The sequence below is a fragment of the Paenarthrobacter sp. 10N417 genome (assembly GCF_056394745.1).
The window spans coordinates 169,341-184,178 of record NZ_JBFTIL010000005.1; the positions used below are offsets into that span (position 1 = coordinate 169,341).

At 62.1% G+C, this 14,838-nt stretch carries 14 protein-coding genes; 9 read left to right on the top strand and 5 right to left on the bottom strand.

What is annotated here, in order from left to right:
- Genes AC1DCM_RS08300 through AC1DCM_RS08310 form a run of 3 tightly spaced genes read right to left on the bottom strand, consistent with a single transcriptional unit; the run spans window position 1 to window position 2,634 of the window.
- Complete coding sequence (locus tag AC1DCM_RS08300) at window positions 1–768, bottom strand: amino acid ABC transporter ATP-binding protein (RefSeq protein ID WP_442002864.1); 768 nt, start codon at window positions 766–768, stop codon at window positions 1–3.
- On the bottom strand, window positions 765–1,661 hold the full coding sequence (locus AC1DCM_RS08305) for an amino acid ABC transporter permease (protein WP_477517958.1): 897 nt from the start codon (window positions 1,659–1,661) through the stop codon (window positions 765–767). Before AC1DCM_RS08305 ends, AC1DCM_RS08300 begins: the two co-directional genes overlap by 4 nt.
- A 49-nt stretch (window positions 1,662–1,710) precedes the next feature.
- Window positions 1,711–2,634, bottom strand: a complete 924-nt coding sequence (locus tag AC1DCM_RS08310; RefSeq protein WP_442002862.1) for an ABC transporter substrate-binding protein — start codon at window positions 2,632–2,634, stop codon at window positions 1,711–1,713.
- Between the two features lie 259 nt (window positions 2,635–2,893).
- On the opposite strand from AC1DCM_RS08310, the gene AC1DCM_RS08315 reads away from it, so the two are divergent.
- Genes AC1DCM_RS08315 through AC1DCM_RS08340 form a run of 6 tightly spaced genes read left to right on the top strand, consistent with a single transcriptional unit; the run spans window position 2,894 to window position 9,632 of the window.
- Complete coding sequence (locus AC1DCM_RS08315) at window positions 2,894–3,568, top strand: haloacid dehalogenase type II (RefSeq protein WP_477517959.1); 675 nt, start codon at window positions 2,894–2,896, stop codon at window positions 3,566–3,568.
- Between the two features lie 27 nt (window positions 3,569–3,595).
- Window positions 3,596–4,873 carry an NAD(P)/FAD-dependent oxidoreductase gene (locus AC1DCM_RS08320; protein ID WP_416417790.1) on the top strand — a complete coding sequence of 426 codons (1,278 nt, stop codon included), beginning with the start codon at window positions 3,596–3,598 and terminating at the stop codon, window positions 4,871–4,873.
- Between the two features lie 33 nt (window positions 4,874–4,906).
- A complete protein-coding gene (locus AC1DCM_RS08325; RefSeq protein ID WP_442016378.1) occupies window positions 4,907–6,457 on the top strand; it encodes an aldehyde dehydrogenase family protein in 1,551 nt (516 codons plus the stop codon).
- Window positions 6,454–7,572: a tartrate dehydrogenase gene (locus AC1DCM_RS08330; RefSeq protein ID WP_442016379.1), complete on the top strand. Its 1,119-nt coding sequence runs from the start codon at window positions 6,454–6,456 to the stop codon at window positions 7,570–7,572. The genes AC1DCM_RS08325 and AC1DCM_RS08330 overlap by 4 nt, the downstream gene beginning before the upstream one ends.
- Complete coding sequence (locus tag AC1DCM_RS08335) at window positions 7,569–8,552, top strand: D-2-hydroxyacid dehydrogenase (RefSeq protein WP_442016380.1); 984 nt, start codon at window positions 7,569–7,571, stop codon at window positions 8,550–8,552. The genes AC1DCM_RS08330 and AC1DCM_RS08335 overlap by 4 nt, the downstream gene beginning before the upstream one ends.
- A 39-nt stretch (window positions 8,553–8,591) precedes the next feature.
- A complete protein-coding gene (locus AC1DCM_RS08340; RefSeq protein WP_442016381.1) occupies window positions 8,592–9,632 on the top strand; it encodes an NAD(P)-dependent alcohol dehydrogenase in 1,041 nt (346 codons plus the stop codon).
- Between the two features lie 9 nt (window positions 9,633–9,641).
- On the opposite strand, the gene AC1DCM_RS08345 is transcribed toward AC1DCM_RS08340, so the two are convergent.
- Entirely contained in the window at window positions 9,642–10,490 is an 849-nt protein-coding gene (locus tag AC1DCM_RS08345) for a LysR family transcriptional regulator (protein ID WP_442016382.1), read from the bottom strand.
- A gap of 86 nt (window positions 10,491–10,576) precedes the next feature.
- On the opposite strand from AC1DCM_RS08345, the gene AC1DCM_RS08350 reads away from it, so the two are divergent.
- Window positions 10,577–11,548 (top strand): EamA family transporter, encoded by a 972-nt coding sequence (locus AC1DCM_RS08350; protein WP_442016383.1) that lies wholly within the window; start codon window positions 10,577–10,579, stop codon window positions 11,546–11,548.
- Here the strand turns inward: AC1DCM_RS08350 and AC1DCM_RS08355 are convergent.
- Window positions 11,463–12,494, bottom strand: a complete 1,032-nt coding sequence (locus AC1DCM_RS08355; protein ID WP_442016384.1) for a LacI family DNA-binding transcriptional regulator — start codon at window positions 12,492–12,494, stop codon at window positions 11,463–11,465. The two genes, AC1DCM_RS08350 and AC1DCM_RS08355, sit on opposite strands and share 86 nt — an antisense overlap.
- A 117-nt stretch (window positions 12,495–12,611) precedes the next feature.
- Here AC1DCM_RS08355 and AC1DCM_RS08360 point away from each other — a divergent pair, with 117 nt between their 5' ends.
- Both AC1DCM_RS08360 and AC1DCM_RS08365 read left to right on the top strand, forming a co-directional pair.
- Window positions 12,612–13,832 (top strand): Gfo/Idh/MocA family protein, encoded by a 1,221-nt coding sequence (locus AC1DCM_RS08360; RefSeq protein ID WP_442016385.1) that lies wholly within the window; start codon window positions 12,612–12,614, stop codon window positions 13,830–13,832.
- On the top strand, window positions 13,832–14,830 hold the full coding sequence (locus tag AC1DCM_RS08365; protein WP_442016386.1) for a Gfo/Idh/MocA family protein: 999 nt from the start codon (window positions 13,832–13,834) through the stop codon (window positions 14,828–14,830). Before AC1DCM_RS08360 ends, AC1DCM_RS08365 begins: the two co-directional genes overlap by 1 nt.
- Window positions 14,831–14,838 lie beyond the last annotated feature (8 nt).

A 14,838-nucleotide genomic window follows, 5' to 3' on the forward strand; every position in this document is an offset into this window, starting at 1 on the left:
TTAGAGCACCTGCTTCAGGAAGGCCTGGGTGCGTGCTTCTTTGGGGTTCTTCAGGATTTCCCGGGCGTCGCCGCGTTCCACCACGTAGCCCTCGTCCATGAAGATCAGGGAATCGGCCACTTCGCGGGCAAAGCCCATCTCGTGGGTGACTACCACCATGGTCATGCCCCTTTTGGCGAGGTCCTGCATGACAGCCAGGACTTCCCCTACCTTTTCGGGGTCAAGGGCACTGGTGGGTTCGTCGAACAGGATGATTTCCGGATCCATGGCCAAAGACCGGGCGATGGCCACGCGTTGCTGCTGCCCGCCGGAAAGTTCGGCCGGGTAGCGGTCGCCGAAAGCGCCGAGGCCCACGCTGGTGAGCAGTTCCTGGGCGCGCTTGGAGGATTCCTTCTTGTCGGCACCTTTGACGAGCACGGGGCCTGACATGACGTTCTCGCGGGCGGTCATGTTCGGGAACAGGTTGAACTGCTGGAAGACCATGCCTACCCGTGTACGTTGCTGGGCAAGCTTCTTGGGGGGCAGCGCGTGGTAAGCGTTGTCGGTCTCGTAGTAGCCGAAATCATCTCCGTTGACTTTCAGGATTCCGGAGTCCACGGTCTCCAGGCCGTTGATGCAGCGCAACAGGGTGGACTTGCCGGAACCGCTGGGTCCGATGATGCAGCAGATTTCACCGCTGGCAATATCGAGGTCGATATCGTGGAGAACGGTCTTGTGCCCAAAGGACTTACGAATTCGGCGGGCTTGGATCGTGCCGTCGTTGCTCATCGTGCGATTCCTTCCGGCGCTGTCAGTTGGACTTTCCTGGCCTTGCGGGGGACCCGGGCGGAGGTATGGGAGTATTTCTGTTCGAGCTTGGACTGCGGGTAGCTCAGCACCAACGTCATTACCAGGTACCAGAGGCTCGCCACGATCAGCAGCGGGATGGTCTCGTAGGTGCGTGCGTAGATGAGCTGGGCGCTCTGGAGAAGTTCCGCAACACCCAGGACGCTGACCAAGGATGTTTCCTTGAACATTCCGATGACCTGGTTACCGGTGGCCGGAATGATCGAGGGCATGGCCTGCGGAATGATGATCTTACGCATCTTCGTAGCGGCGCTCATTCCCAGGGAGTCCGCGGCTTCGATTTGGCCCTTGCCCACCGAGGAGAACCCGCCGCGGATGATTTCTGCCATGTACGCGGCTTCGTTCAACGTCAAGCCGACCAAGGCTGCCGTGATCGGTCCCATGAGTGCATTCGTGTCGATCGCGGTGCCGATGTCGGTAAACGGGATCCCGATGGTCAGGTTCGGGTACAAGGCGGAGATGTTGAACCAGAAGATCAATTGGACCAGGACCGGGGTACCGCGGAACAGGGTGATGAAAACGCCCGCTGTGGCCGCGATCGGTTTGACTTTCGAGGACCTCATGATGGCAATGACCAGGCCCAGGAGGGTGCCCAAGGCCATGCTGGCGACCGTAAGGAAGATGGTGAGCATCAGCCCGCGGAGGATCGATTCGTGGGTGAAGTACTTGGCCACGACATCCCACTTGAAATTGGGGTTGGTGGAGACCGAGAAGAGGATGCCCGCGCCAAGCAGGATGGAAACCACCCAAGCGACGTATTCAAAGGTACTTCTGCGACGAAGACGGGGCTTGAGTGCCGGATCGATTCCGTTCATTGTCGGTTTGCTTCCGTTACTGATGGTTTGCACCATGGGAGCACCTCTCCTAGTTGAGTTTTGCGTCCGTGATGGCACCGGACTCGAGGCCCCAGTTGGCGAGGGACTTCTTGTATTCCGGGCTGTTCAGGACCGACTGGATGGCGGCCTGGAGTGCGGGAGTCAGGGCAGATCCCTTTTTGACGCCGATAGCGGTGAGGTCGCTGGAGCCAACGTTAACCTGCGGTGTCAGGATCGTGAAGGCTTTCGGCTGCTGCTTCTCGGCCCAGGCGAGGGAGGTCGTGTCGTAGAAGATACCGTCGATGCGCTTGGACGCCAGCTGGGTCAGGGCTTCCTGGACGTTGGGCAGCGTCACGGCGTTGATCGCTGGCTGTCCCTTGGAGGTGCAGGTCTGCTCGTTAAGGGCCGGGAGCCGCTTGAGCTGGCCGGTAGAGCCCTGGGTGACGGCGATGTTCTTACCGCACAGCGTCTCGTTGGTGAGTTTCAGCGGGTTACCCGCGGCCACGGCCACCGAGTTGCCGGCCTTGAAGTAGTCGATCATGTCCAGGACCTTCAGCCGCTCATCGGTCTTTGACATGGTCGTGGCGGTGAAGTCGTAGCGGCCACCGTCAAGACCTGGGACGATCGTGTCGAACTTCGTGTCCTGGAACTTCAGCTTCAGGCCGAGCTTCTTGGCCACCAGGCGGGCAATGTCCGGGTTCAGGCCGATCGCCGTCGAGTTGTCCTCGGCAAGGAACGTCGTCGGCGGGTAGTGCAGATCCATTGCGACCGTCAACTCGCCCTTGTCCTTATAAGATGCCGGGAGGAGGCTCACGGCCTTTTCGTCGGGCTGGACGCCCTCGGAGATGTCAGTGGTGTTTGAAGTCTTGCTGTCTGGCGTATCGCTGCTGTTGGCTGTTCCGCCGCAGGCGCTCAGTGCGAGTAGTACGGCAAGTCCTGCAGCTGCAGTCTGGGCCTTGGTTCGAATCTTCATGGTGCTTCCCTTCGAGGGAGTTGGTCACTGGGGAGGGAGAAGTTCTAGGTTGTAATGTGATCCGGATCTCTCCGTCATCTACTGCAATGCAACCCCCTCAACAGTAGATTGTCAACAATTGACAGAAACTTTTTTGAAGTAGGTCCTTGATTGAGAACCGTTCTAAATACCGCCTAGAAACTGTTGACAATTTACAATTTGGACACCTAGAGTCGAACCATAAGCCCCCCTTCCATCTCCCTAAAAGAACGGAAACCCCATGGCAGAGACCAACTTCCGGCCTAAGTACATCTCCTTCGATGTCTACGGCACGCTGATCAACTTCGACATCGATCCCACCACCCGGCGGCTGCTTGATGGACGCATCTCCGACGAGCAGTGGCCTACGTTCAAGAAGCAGTTCCGTGGCTACCGCTTCGATGAGGTCCTGGGCGACTACAAACCGTATGAGGCGATCCTGCAGGACTCCTTTGACCGGGTGTGCAAGCGCTGGGGCATCGGGCCCACCGAAGGGGCCGGCGCAGCGTTCGCTGACGCTGTCCGTGGTTGGGTTGCCCACGAGGACGTGCCGGCCCCCCTGAAGCTCATGGGCGACAACTACCAGCTTGTGGCTCTGTCCAACGCTGACACCAGCTTCCTGGACATCAGTATTCCCAAGCTCGGTGCAGAGTGGCACGCCGTGTTCACCGCTGAGCAGGCCCAGGCCTACAAGCCGCGCTACCAGGCTTTCGAGTACATGCTCGATACCCTGAACGCCAAGCCGGAGGACTTCCTGCACGTCTCCTCGCACACCCGGTACGACATGCACCCGATGCATGACATGGGCTTCCGCAACCTCTGGATGCTGGACCGCGGCTATGACCCCATTGGCCAGGGCTACGACCTCAACACTGTTAAGTCCTTGGACGAGCTCAACAAGCACCTCGGCCTCTAAACCGACTTCCAAGCGAAAGGTCATACCGTGAAACTTGTTCCCTACTGGCTCGATACCGCAGAGCCTTCCGGCGATTACCGCCGCACTCCGGTCCCGGAAAACGTTGATGTTGCGATTATCGGTGCCGGTTTTACTGGGCTGTCAGCAGCCCTTGAATTCGCCAAGCAGGGCGCCAGCGTGGCCGTTTTCGAACGCCACACCGTTGGCTGGGGTGCTTCGGGCCGTAACGGGGGAATGGCTACGACCGGTTTGGCCATTGGCTTCAGCACGGCAGTCAAGCGCTACGGGGCTCCGCGGGCAGTTGAGATGTTCCGCGAATACAACGACGCGATCGAAACCATCGAGAAGCTGGTGCACGACAACGGCATCGACTGCGACTTCAAGCGCTTCGGCAAGCTCTCCCTCGCGTTCCACAAGTCCCACTACGACGGCTTCCTGAAGTCCCAGGAGCTACTCGCCAACCTGGTCGACCACCACGTAAAGGTCATCCCCAAGTCCGAGATCCACAGCGAAATCGGCACGGACTTCTACCAGGGTGCCATGATGGATCCGCTGGGTGCCGGGCTCCACGTAGGGAAGTTTGTGCACGGCCTGGCGAAGGTGGCAGCCGACAACGGCGCGGCCATCTGCGAGAACGCATCCGTCACCGAACTGAACAAGGTCTCCGGGACAGTGCACGATGTGCACACCACCCGTGGAATTACCCGGGCCAAGCAGGTGCTGGTCGCCACCAGCGGCTACACCGGCAACGTCACCCCGTGGCTGCAGCGTCGCGTGATCCCGGTGGGCAGCTTCATCATCTGCACGGAGCCTCTGTCCGAAGAGGTAGTGAATCGTATCCTGCCCAACAGGCGCCAGGCCTCTGACAGCAAGATGCTGACCTACTACTTCAGGATCACGCCGGACAACAGGCTGCTGTTTGGTGGCCGGGCCCGATTCGCTTTGTCCAGCCCGGACTCGGACGTCAAGAGCGCCGAAATCCTGCACAAGGCCATGACTGAGCTCTTCCCGTACCTCTCCAAGGCCAAGGTGGACTACATCTGGGGTGGACTGGTGGATCTCTCCATGGACCAGATGGTCCATGCCGGCCAGCACGACGGCCTCTTCTACTCCCTCTGCTACAGCGGCCATGGTGTTCAGATGGCGGCCCACATGGGTAAGCGGATGGCCCACTACATGGCTGGCGACAAGTCGGCAAATGTGTGGGAAGACCTGAAGAACCCGCCGGTGCCCGGCCACTTCGGCCCGCCATGGTTCCTGCCCTTCATTGGTGGAGCCGCGAAGATCATCGACCGTATCAAGTAGACATCCCGCTAGCCAGGCAAGGTAAAGGTTCCCATGAGTTCATCAACAACCGTCGCTGGAGCGCGCCCAAAAACAGCTGAGGAAACGGCCTACAGGCGGGCAAACGTTGCGGCCCTTCCCGGTGGTGCGTTCCTCGAAGGCCTGTGGGAGACCGCTGACAGGATCCTGGAAGTCCGGGACCCTGAAGACGGCCTGCTGCTGGGCACTGTGTGTTCTTCAACCCTGCAGGATGTCCGTCGGGCGGTTGCCCATATTCACCGCCACCTCCTGGATGATGAATGGCCTCTGCGGGAACGCCGCGAGGCCTTGGAAAGGGCCGCGGTGCTCCTGGCTGAGCAGTCGGTCCGCTTCTCGGAGATTATTGCCGCGGAGAGCAGCAAGACCATCAACGAGGCCGAGCGTGAAGTGCGCCGGTGCATCGAGACGTTGCGGCTTTCGGCGGCAGCGTCGAGCGAACTCGTCGGGGAGACTCTCGGCTTTGAGGACAGCATGGCCGGAGGCAACAAGATCGGCTGGTACAGCCGGAAACCTGTTGGCATCATCGCCGCCATCACGCCCTTCAACGATCCGCTGAACCTCGTGGCACACAAGCTGGGCCCGGCGCTGATCGGAGGCAACGGCGTCGTACTTAAACCCTCGGGCCGCACACCGCTGACCGGGCTGGCTTTCGTTCAGCTGTTGCTTGAGGCCGGCGTTCCGACAGGTCGCATTGCCGCGATCGTGTCCGGACCCGGGGTGTCCGAAGCGATCGTGACCGACCCCCAGGTGGACCTCATCTCCTTCACCGGCGGGCCGGCGACGGCGGACCGGATTGCTGCCGCTGCAGGCGCCAAGAAGATCCTTTCGGAGCTGGGCGGCAACAACGCTACGATCATCTGCGCCGACGCCGAACCGGCAACCGCTGCTGAGGCGATCGTCGCCGGGGCGTTCGGTGTGGCTGGCCAGAATTGCCTGTCCGTCCAGCGCGTTTACGTCCACATTTCGCTGTTCGACGAAGTCGTTGAAAAGGTACTCACGGGGACCCGCGCGCTCCGCGTCGGAGAGAAGATGGACCGCAACACCGACATCGGTCCCCTCATCACAGAAGCCGAGGCCCGCCGGGTGGAGGCGTGGGTGGAGGAAGCCAAAGCGGCGGGCGCCACCGTTCGTGTGGGCGGTCAGCGCCACGGCGCCTTCTACCAGCCAACCGTGCTGACAGATGTTCCGGCAGACGCCCGCGTCATCGTTGAAGAGGTGTTTGGCCCCGTGGTCAGCATCATGCCCTTCATCCAGATCTCTGACGCCATCCACGCGGCCAATGCCTCCGAATACGGGCTCCAGGCCGGTGTCTTCACCGAATCCATTGACCTGGCCCTGGCAATTGCCGACAAGCTGCACGTCGGGGCGGTGGTCATCAACGAGACCAGCGACGTCCGGATCGACTCGATGCCTTTTGGCGGGTTCAAGAAGTCCGGCGTGGGCCGTGAAGGGGTCAAGCACGCAGTCCGGGAAATGACCGAGCCCAAGAGCACCATTATCAAACTGGCGGAGGCCGCCACCCGCTGGCAGCAGCTGACGGGCACCTCAGAACGGAATGCATCATGACTACCCACAAAATCGCGGTCATCGCCGGCGACGGTATCGGCAAGGAAGTGGTCCCCGCGGCCATCGAAACCCTGGAACGAATCGCTGAAATCCACTCCATCAACCTGAAGTTCACGCACTTCGACTGGGGATCTGACTACTACGCCCAGCACGGACGCATGATGCCGGTGGACGGCCTGGAGCAGCTGGCGCAGCATGACGCCATTTTCCTGGGTGCCGTGGGCTCCCCGGAGGTGTCCGACGCTGAATCGCTGTGGGGGTTGTTGATTCCCATCCGCCGCGAATTCCAGCAGTACATCAACCTGCGTCCGGTAAAAACGCTCGACGGCGTGAAGTCGCCCCTGGCGAACAAGGAACCGATCGATATCCTCATCGTGCGTGAAAACAACGAAGGGGAATACTCGGAGGTCGGCGGACGCATGTACCGCGGCCTGCCCCACGAAACCGCAGTCCAGGAAACCATCTTCACCCGCCTGGGAGTATCACGGGCCGCGCACTACGCCGCCTCGCTCGCGTCCTCCCGCAGGGGCCACCTCACCTCGGCCACCAAGAGCAACGGCATTATCCACACCATGCCCTTCTGGGACGAGGTAGTGGAAGAAACCACCCGCCTCTACCCTGACGTGACGCTCACCAGCGAACTGGTGGACGCCTTGGCTGCGCACCTGGTCCTCAAACCCTGGACCCTGGACGTCATTGTTGCCTCGAACCTGCTGGGCGACATCCTCTCGGACCTGGGCAGCTCCGTCACCGGCTCCATCGGTGTGGCGCCCAGCGCGAACCTGAACCCCGAAGGTGATTTCCCATCCCTCTTTGAACCGGTGCACGGATCTGCGCCGGACATCGCGGGCAAGGGACTGGCAAACCCTGTGGGCCAGATGTGGTCCGGCGCAATGATGCTCCAGCACCTGGGCCACCCGGAGGCTGCTGAACACCTGCAGCTGGCCTTCGAGTCCGCACTGCGGGAAGGGCTCGGGACCCGCGACGTAGGAGGCCCTTCGTCGACGTCGGAGTTCACTGCCGCTGTTATGGCCGCGATCGATGTCATTGATGTGCTTGGCTCGATCGAGGCCGGCACGGCAACCAAGTCTGCGGGAGCACCGGCGTCGTCATGACGGTTACCCCTGGACGCAAGAGGCCTGTTGTCGCGGCACTGTACCGGGAGGCTTTACCGCCCCGGTTGGAGGAGATCGAAGCCCTGGCCGAGGTCCGACTGACCAAGGCCGAGGGACTGGCTGAAGCGATGGACGGTGCCGATGTCCTGTACCAGTGGCATTCGTTTTCCCTTGCCTTGCGGGAGAACTGGGACGCGGCGTCGTCGCTGAAATGGGTCCACGTAACAGCAGCGGGCGTCAGCCAACTCCTGTTCGACCAGCTCATCCAGAGCGATGTGGTCTACACGAACTCCCGCGGAGTGCTGAGCCGTGCAATTGCCGAATTCGCGCTGGGCTTCGTCCTGGATATTGCGAAAGACTCGCAGGGCTCGTTCAAGCTTCAACAGCAGCAGCGCTGGCAGCACAGGGTCACCCGTAAGATCCAGGGCCAACGCGCTTTGGTGGTGGGCACTGGTTCCATCGGGCGGGAAATCGCGTCGCTGTTCCGTGCCGTGGGTCTGCAGGTCAGCGGTGCCGGACGAAGCAGCCGTCCAGGGGATGAATTGTTCGACGAAATTCATTCTTCCCGGGACCTGGCCGGGATCTCCGGGGACTTCGACTACCTGGTCCTGGCGGCGCCACTGACTGAACAGACCAAGGGACTTGTGGACGCTGACGTCCTTTCCGCCATGAAATCCACCGCACACCTGATCAATGTGGGCCGTGGGGAGCTGGTACGGACGGACGCGCTGATGGATGCGCTGACCTCCGGATCCATTGCAGGGGCAGCACTGGACGTAGTCCATCCCGAGCCGCTTCCCGCGGGGCATCCTTTGTGGAGCATGGACAACGTCATCATCACACCCCACATGAGCGGCGACACCGAGGACTACCTCGACGATCTGGGGCAATTGTTCGTGGACAACCTGCGACGGTTCAGCCAGGGCGAACCCCTGCAGAACATCGTGGACAAAACCCTTGGGTTCGTCCCGGCCTCCTGATCCTGTTTCCCGTTTTCCGTTTCCCGAAAGAAGGATCACATGCCTACTACCGTGAAGGCCTATGTCGCCTCTTCTCCCACCGCGGACCTCACCCCGGGCACTGTGGAACGGCGCGATCCCGGTGACTTCGATGTGCAGATTTCCATCAGGTACACCGGAATCTGCCACTCGGACATCCATGCTGCACGCGGAGACTGGGCCAGTAACTACCCCCTGGTGGTTGGCCACGAGATCGTCGGAGTGGTGGAAGCCATCGGTCCAAGAGTCACCCGTCATTCGGTGGGGGACCGCGTGGGAGTGGGCTGTTTCGTTGATTCCTGCAGGGAATGCGTCAATTGCCGTGCAGGCGAGGAGCAGTATTGCCTGCAAGGTGCCACGAGCACGTACAACTCCTTCGGCCGTGACGGCCTGCCCACCGCCGGCGGTTACAGCACAAGCATCGTGGTGGATGAGAACTACGTCCTCAGAATCCCCGACGGCATAGACCTCCAGGAGGCGGCCCCACTGCTGTGCGCGGGAATCACCATGTACGCGCCGCTGCGTAACTGGAAGGCCGGGCCAGGCAAGCGCGTGGCCATCATAGGTATGGGCGGACTGGGCCATATGGGCGTGAAGATCGCTGCGGCTTTGGGAGCTGAAGTCACGGTGCTCAGCCAATCGCTCAAAAAGCAGGAGGACGCCGTCCGGCTCGGCGCCAACAGTTACTACGCAACATCCGAACCCGCAACCTTCGAATATTTGAAGGGCCAGCTGGATCTGATCATCAACACCGTCTCTGCGGACATCGATGTGGATGCGTATCTGTCCTTGCTTGCCTTGGACGGCACCATGGTCCTCGTGGGACTGCCCTCCAAACCGCTGAGCCAGCGCGCGTGGTCGCTGGTGGAATTCCGACGCAACCTCAGTGGATCCAGGATGGGCGGAATCCGGCAAACCCAGGAAATGCTGGACTTCTGTGCTGCCCACAGCCTGGGGGCAGACGTGGAAGTCATTCACGCAAGCCAGATCAACGAAGCATTCGAACGGGTACTCGCCAGCGATGTCCGCTACCGCTTCGTCATCGACGCAAGCACTTTCTGATTGCAGTCATCATGCGTACAACCGCGTCAGCAACGCCACAATCCGCTCGCGCTCCTGCTGCGGATCCTTCGTGGACCACGCGAGGTACACGGACACCGGCGAGGCGTCGCGCACCGGACGATAGATGATGCCCCGACGCCGATACTGGTGAGCCGTCGACTCGGCAGTCATGCCTCGCGCCGCCCCGCTGCCGATCGTCGTCAACCAATCATCCACATCGTTAATGGGCACGATATCCGGCCGCCCCTCCTCCGCCCACAGCTCAAGAGTTGTGCTGCCCGTCCGCAAGTCCATGGCCACCGGTCGCTGAGCCACCTGCGCCATGGTTACGGAACGTCGCGATGCCAGGGGATCGTCCGAGGACATGGCACAGTACCGCTTCTCCTCGCCAATCCGGACATGCTCGACGCCGGGCGCATCCGGAAGGCGTCGAAGGATGGCCAAGTCGGTGGTTCCGTCGGCAAGGCCACCGGTAGGGGAGTTGGAGTGCACGAGTTGCAGCTCCACGCCCGGTATTGCGACCGCCCATCGGCGTTGGAACTCCATGGTGTGCTCGCCTAGGGCGGACCACGCGTAGCCGATCCGGATCTTTCCGGTACCGGACCGGGCCTCCCTCTCGAGGTCGCCCAGAAGTGAGAGGACGCGACGTGCCTTGGCGACGACGCGCTCGCCGGAGGGAGTCAGGCCAACGCTGCGGGTGGTCCGTTCCAGGAGCCGTACCCCGAGAACCTGTTCGAGCCCGGAGATGTTGCGTGAAACAGCCGCTTGGGACATACCCAGGTCAATAGCGGCATCCGTAAATGTGCCTTCCTCGACTACAGCCAGGAGGCACCGTAATTGCCTCACCTCGACATCCATGCCATCTATCCTATTCATGCATCCACCGCATAAATAGGCTCGTCCAAGCATTTAGTGGATGCGAAGGCCAAGCGCAGAATTTCCCCATGATCGACACCAGCGAAGTTGGAGTAAAGCCATCCCGGAAGGCCGGGGGCGCGGCGACCCTCCTGGCCAGCGCACTTTCGAACCAACTTGGCGCCGCCACGGCATCATTCGCCTTTCCGGTCATGGGGCCAGTAGGTGTTGTGGCGGTGCGCCAGCTCGTGGCGGCGGCTGTTCTCTTGCCGATCGTCCGGCCCCGGCTGAGGGAATTGAGCTGGCGGCAATGGTGGCCTGTCCTTCTCCTCGCCGTTTCGTTCGGCACCATGAATCTCGGCCTGTATGCGTCCATCCAACGGATCGGCCTTGGACTTGCCGTCACCCTTGAATTCCTTGGGCCCTTGGCTGTGGCTTTGATCAGCTCGCGACGAAAGAGCAGTGCGGTCTGCGCTGTGGTTGCTGCATTCGGCGTCCTGGCCATCACCCGGCCGGAGGCATCCATGGACGTCGTAGGGATCGGCTTGGGGCTGATCGCCGCTTGCAGTTGGGCCGCCTACATCCTCCTGAACCGGACCGTGGGCCAAAGAGTGCAGGGTATCCAGGGCACAGCAGCCGCAACAGGAGTGTCGGCGACGCTGTTCCTGCCTGTCGCCGTCGTGGTTTTCATCAGCCAGCCGATCAACGGCTTGGCGGTTCTGTGTGCTGTGGCGGCCGGAATCTTCGCCTCCGTGCTGCCTTACGTGGCCGATCTCATCGCGCTGCGACGGGTCCCCGCGAACATGTTCGGCGTGCTCATGAGCATCAACCCTGTGTTTGCTGCCGTCATCGGTGCCGTGATCCTGCATCAGGACCTGGCCGCGGGGCAGTGGGTGGGGATCGGGCTGATCGTCGCGGCCAATGCCGGGGTGTTGCTGCTGCGGGAGCGCGGGCGCGGCGCGAACGGCGTTGGCCCTAAGCCGGAGCCTGCCCGCTCGACCCCCGGACCTGGAGTTGGGACGGCACCAAGTGCAGCCGCGCAGGGAGATCGGGAGTTGTGAGCCGCTCCAGGATGAACTTGCCGGCCTCGACGCCCACGGCGAGGTTGCCGTTGTCCACGGACGTCAGCGACAGGTGCCGGATTTTGGCCAGGTAAGTGTTGTCGTAACCCACCAGTGAGAGGTCGTCGGGCACGGAAAGTCCGAGGTCGTCTGCAGCCGAAAGAGCGCCGATGCACGCGACGTCGTTGTACGCGAAAATCGCAGTGGGCCTCTCGGGGCCAGCCAGCAACCTGCTCGCTGTGCTGTAGGCGCTCTCTTCGCTCATTCCGCCGCCCGGTACCGCAAGAGGTTCCAGCCCGGCGTCGTGCATGCTGCGTTCGAACGAGGCCCGCCGCAGCTTCCCCACTTCACCTGGCCCCTGAAGGTGCGCAATGCGCTGGTGACCCAGCGCGATGAGATGCTCGGTCGCCTGACGCGCACCGGCGTCGTCATCATTGACCACGATGTCGACGCCGGCAAGTACCGGTTCGCGGGTCCCGGCGAGGACCACGGGGAAGCTTTGGGCAGCCTTCTCGATCGCGGCAGATTCGTTGGTGGTTCCCACTACCACCAGGCCATCCACTCGTTGCTCCAGGAGCGTCTCCACCGAACTCCGGCCCACCCGCTGGTCAGTGTATGAATCGGCGAGAACCGGTGAAACGCCCGCCGAATGCAGCGCCGCCGTGAGTCCCTCAAGAAGTTCCACGAACCACGGATTCCGGATGTCGTTGAGCATGACGCCGATGGTTCCGCTGCGCGGCCCGGAGAGTCGCTGGGCCAGTCGGTTGGGCCTGTAACCCAGGTTTTCCATGGCTTCCATGACGGCACGACGGCGGCTCTCACTGACGTTGGCAGAGCCCTGCAGGACGAGGGAAACCAAGGACTTGGAAACACCCGCTGCGCTTGCGACATCGCGGATGGTTGGCTTGGTTCCCGGCGCGCCGGCGGGGGATGGTGCATCAGGCATGGGGGTCTCGTTCCGGTCTGTCGGTTCGTTCCTAGCTTAGAGGGCTTGACGCCGCGCCTTCTCAGACTCCATTATGGACCGGTCCAAGTAAATTCCAAAACATCAAAGAGGATCTCCATGAGTGCACCCAATACACGCCGTCTGATCGCCGGCATGGTCGGAGGAGGCGTTGGCGCGGACATCGGCAAGACGCACCGCTACGCCATGCGCTTGGATGACCATTTCGAGCTGCAGGCAGGAGTCTTTGGGCGGGATGCCAGCGCTTCGCGGGCGACCGCCGTCGAGCTCGGGGTGCCTGAGGACCGAAACTATGCGGACTACCGTGAAATGGCCGCGGTAGAGTCGGCGCGCGAAGACGGCGTGGACGTGGTTGTGGTGGCGACGCCCAACGACAGCCATTTCGAGATCGCCAGCGCGTTCCTCGAAGCGGGCATCTCGGTGGTGTGCGAGAAGCCGCTGACCAGGGATTCAGCCACAGCAGCCGCACTGGTCCGGATCGCTGCGGAAAACGACGCCATTCTCGCTGTTCCGCACTGCTATTCGGCCTACGCCATGGTCCGCCAAGCTGCCCGCATGGTCCGCAATGGTGAACTGGGCACCATCCGGTTTGCCGACGTCGAGCATGCCTCCGGCTGGGCGGCCACGCCCTTGGAGGAGTCTGGCCACAAGCAGGCCCTTTGGCGTACCAATCCTGACATCGCGGGGTTCCCGAGCGTCGTCGGAGACCTCGGCACGCATGCCTTCCACCTGCTCCGCTACATCACCGGGCTGGAAGCAGGGCGCCTCTCCGGCCGCCTGAAAACGCTGGTTCCAGGACGTCGGGTATTCGACCACGCAACGGTGGAGTTGGAGATGTCCGGGGGTGTCCCCGCACGCGTTTGGGCCAGCATGGCTGCCACCGGCCACAATCACGGGCTACGCATCCGTGTTTACGGCGATAAAGGCAGCCTTGAGTGGCAGCACGAGGACCCGCACCATCTCAAAGTCCAGGACCTGGCCGGGGCCACAACCCTCCTCACTCACGGCCTAAGCAGCTTGCACGACGACGCGTCCCGGCTTACCAGGGTCGGTCTCGGCCACCCGGAGGGCTTCCTTGAGGCCTTCGCCAACTTCTATTCGGACCTCGCCGAGGTCCTGCGCGCCCGTCGCGACGGCTTGGCCCTTCCCGACCGTGAGTTGTCCTTCCCCACCGGCATCGATGGGCTGATCGGCGTCCAATTTGTCGAGGCCGTGGCCGCATCGCATCACGAGGACTCGGCTTGGAAAGTGCCGGCCTTCGCAGGGACGGCCGCCACTCTCACGGAGAAACCCGCCCTCACAGAGAAAGCAGCAGTGTGATGAAGCTCCGTTTCGCGCTCATCGGGGCCGGCTTCATCGGTTCCGTCCACGCCACCAACCTCGCCGCCCATCCCGGCATCGATTTTCGCCTCGTCTACGACGTCGACCAGCAACGTGCGCAGTCCCTGGCCGGCATGCACGGGGTTGCTGTAGCCGCGGCCCTGGATGACGTCTTCGATGCTTCGGCGATTGACGCAGTGTTCATCGCCTCCTCCACCGATACCCACGCCGGGCACCTCCGCCGCGCTGCCGCGGCTGGGATCGCAGTGCTCTGCGAGAAGCCGATCGACTTGGACCTTGACCACGCCCGCGATGTCGCTTCGTTTGCGCAGGAGACTGGCGTACCCGTGATGGTCGATTTCAATCGTCGGTTCGATCGCGATTATGCCGAGCTTAAACGCGTGGTGGATTCAGGCCAGATCGGCAATGTGGAGCTGATCCAGCTGACATCGCGCGGCCCGTCCATGCCTCCGATGTCCTACATCGCCACCTCAGGCGGCCAGATGCGCGACCAGACCGTGCATTTCTTCGATCTCGCGCGCTGGCTCAGCGGCCTGGACCCGGTAGAGGTTTTCGCGACAGGTTCGGCCTTGGCGGAGCCGGGCATCGTAAAGTACGACGACGTCGACACGTCCGCGGTCACATTGCGGCTGCCCGGAGGTGCTTTGGTGCAGATCGATTCTGTGCGCCGGACTGGATATGGATACGACGAACGCATCGAAATCATGGGCTCAACCGGGATGGTGGAGGCCCGCCGCCACAGGAACGGAGCAGTTTCCCGCTACAGCGGTGGCTCCGTGGTAGACGATGGGCTGCATCCCGGGTGGTTCGAACGCGTGCAACCGACGTATGCCGCGGCGCTCGCTGCCTTCGTCTCGTCCTTGCAGGGAGGATCGGATTCCATGCCGTCGCTCGAAGACGGACTCAAGGCTCAGGCCATAGCCGAAGCTGCGGTTATATCCCTTCGCAGCGGCCGCATGGAACCGATCAAGTACTGACCCAAGTA

Bases quoted from the DNA above. Each gene is read 5' to 3' on its own strand.
- AC1DCM_RS08310 (WP_442002862.1), bottom strand. From the start codon at position 2,634: ATGAAGATTCGAACCAAGGCCCAGACTGCAGCTGCAGGACTTGCCGTA.
- AC1DCM_RS08335 (WP_442016380.1), top strand. From the start codon at position 7,569: ATGACGGTTACCCCTGGACGCAAGAGGCCTGTTGTCGCGGCACTGTAC.
- AC1DCM_RS08305 (WP_477517958.1), bottom strand. From the start codon at position 1,661: ATGAACGGAATCGATCCGGCACTCAAGCCCCGTCTTCGTCGCAGAAGT.
- AC1DCM_RS08360 (WP_442016385.1), top strand. From the start codon at position 12,612: ATGAGTGCACCCAATACACGCCGTCTGATCGCCGGCATGGTCGGAGGA.
- AC1DCM_RS08350 (WP_442016383.1), top strand. From the start codon at position 10,577: ATGATCGACACCAGCGAAGTTGGAGTAAAGCCATCCCGGAAGGCCGGG.
- AC1DCM_RS08345 (WP_442016382.1), bottom strand. From the start codon at position 10,490: ATGGATGTCGAGGTGAGGCAATTACGGTGCCTCCTGGCTGTAGTCGAG.
- AC1DCM_RS08315 (WP_477517959.1), top strand. From the start codon at position 2,894: ATGGCAGAGACCAACTTCCGGCCTAAGTACATCTCCTTCGATGTCTAC.
- AC1DCM_RS08330 (WP_442016379.1), top strand. From the start codon at position 6,454: ATGACTACCCACAAAATCGCGGTCATCGCCGGCGACGGTATCGGCAAG.
- AC1DCM_RS08355 (WP_442016384.1), bottom strand. From the start codon at position 12,494: ATGCCTGATGCACCATCCCCCGCCGGCGCGCCGGGAACCAAGCCAACC.
- AC1DCM_RS08325 (WP_442016378.1), top strand. From the start codon at position 4,907: ATGAGTTCATCAACAACCGTCGCTGGAGCGCGCCCAAAAACAGCTGAG.
- AC1DCM_RS08365 (WP_442016386.1), top strand. From the start codon at position 13,832: ATGAAGCTCCGTTTCGCGCTCATCGGGGCCGGCTTCATCGGTTCCGTC.
- AC1DCM_RS08300 (WP_442002864.1), bottom strand. From the start codon at position 768: ATGAGCAACGACGGCACGATCCAAGCCCGCCGAATTCGTAAGTCCTTT.
- AC1DCM_RS08340 (WP_442016381.1), top strand. From the start codon at position 8,592: ATGCCTACTACCGTGAAGGCCTATGTCGCCTCTTCTCCCACCGCGGAC.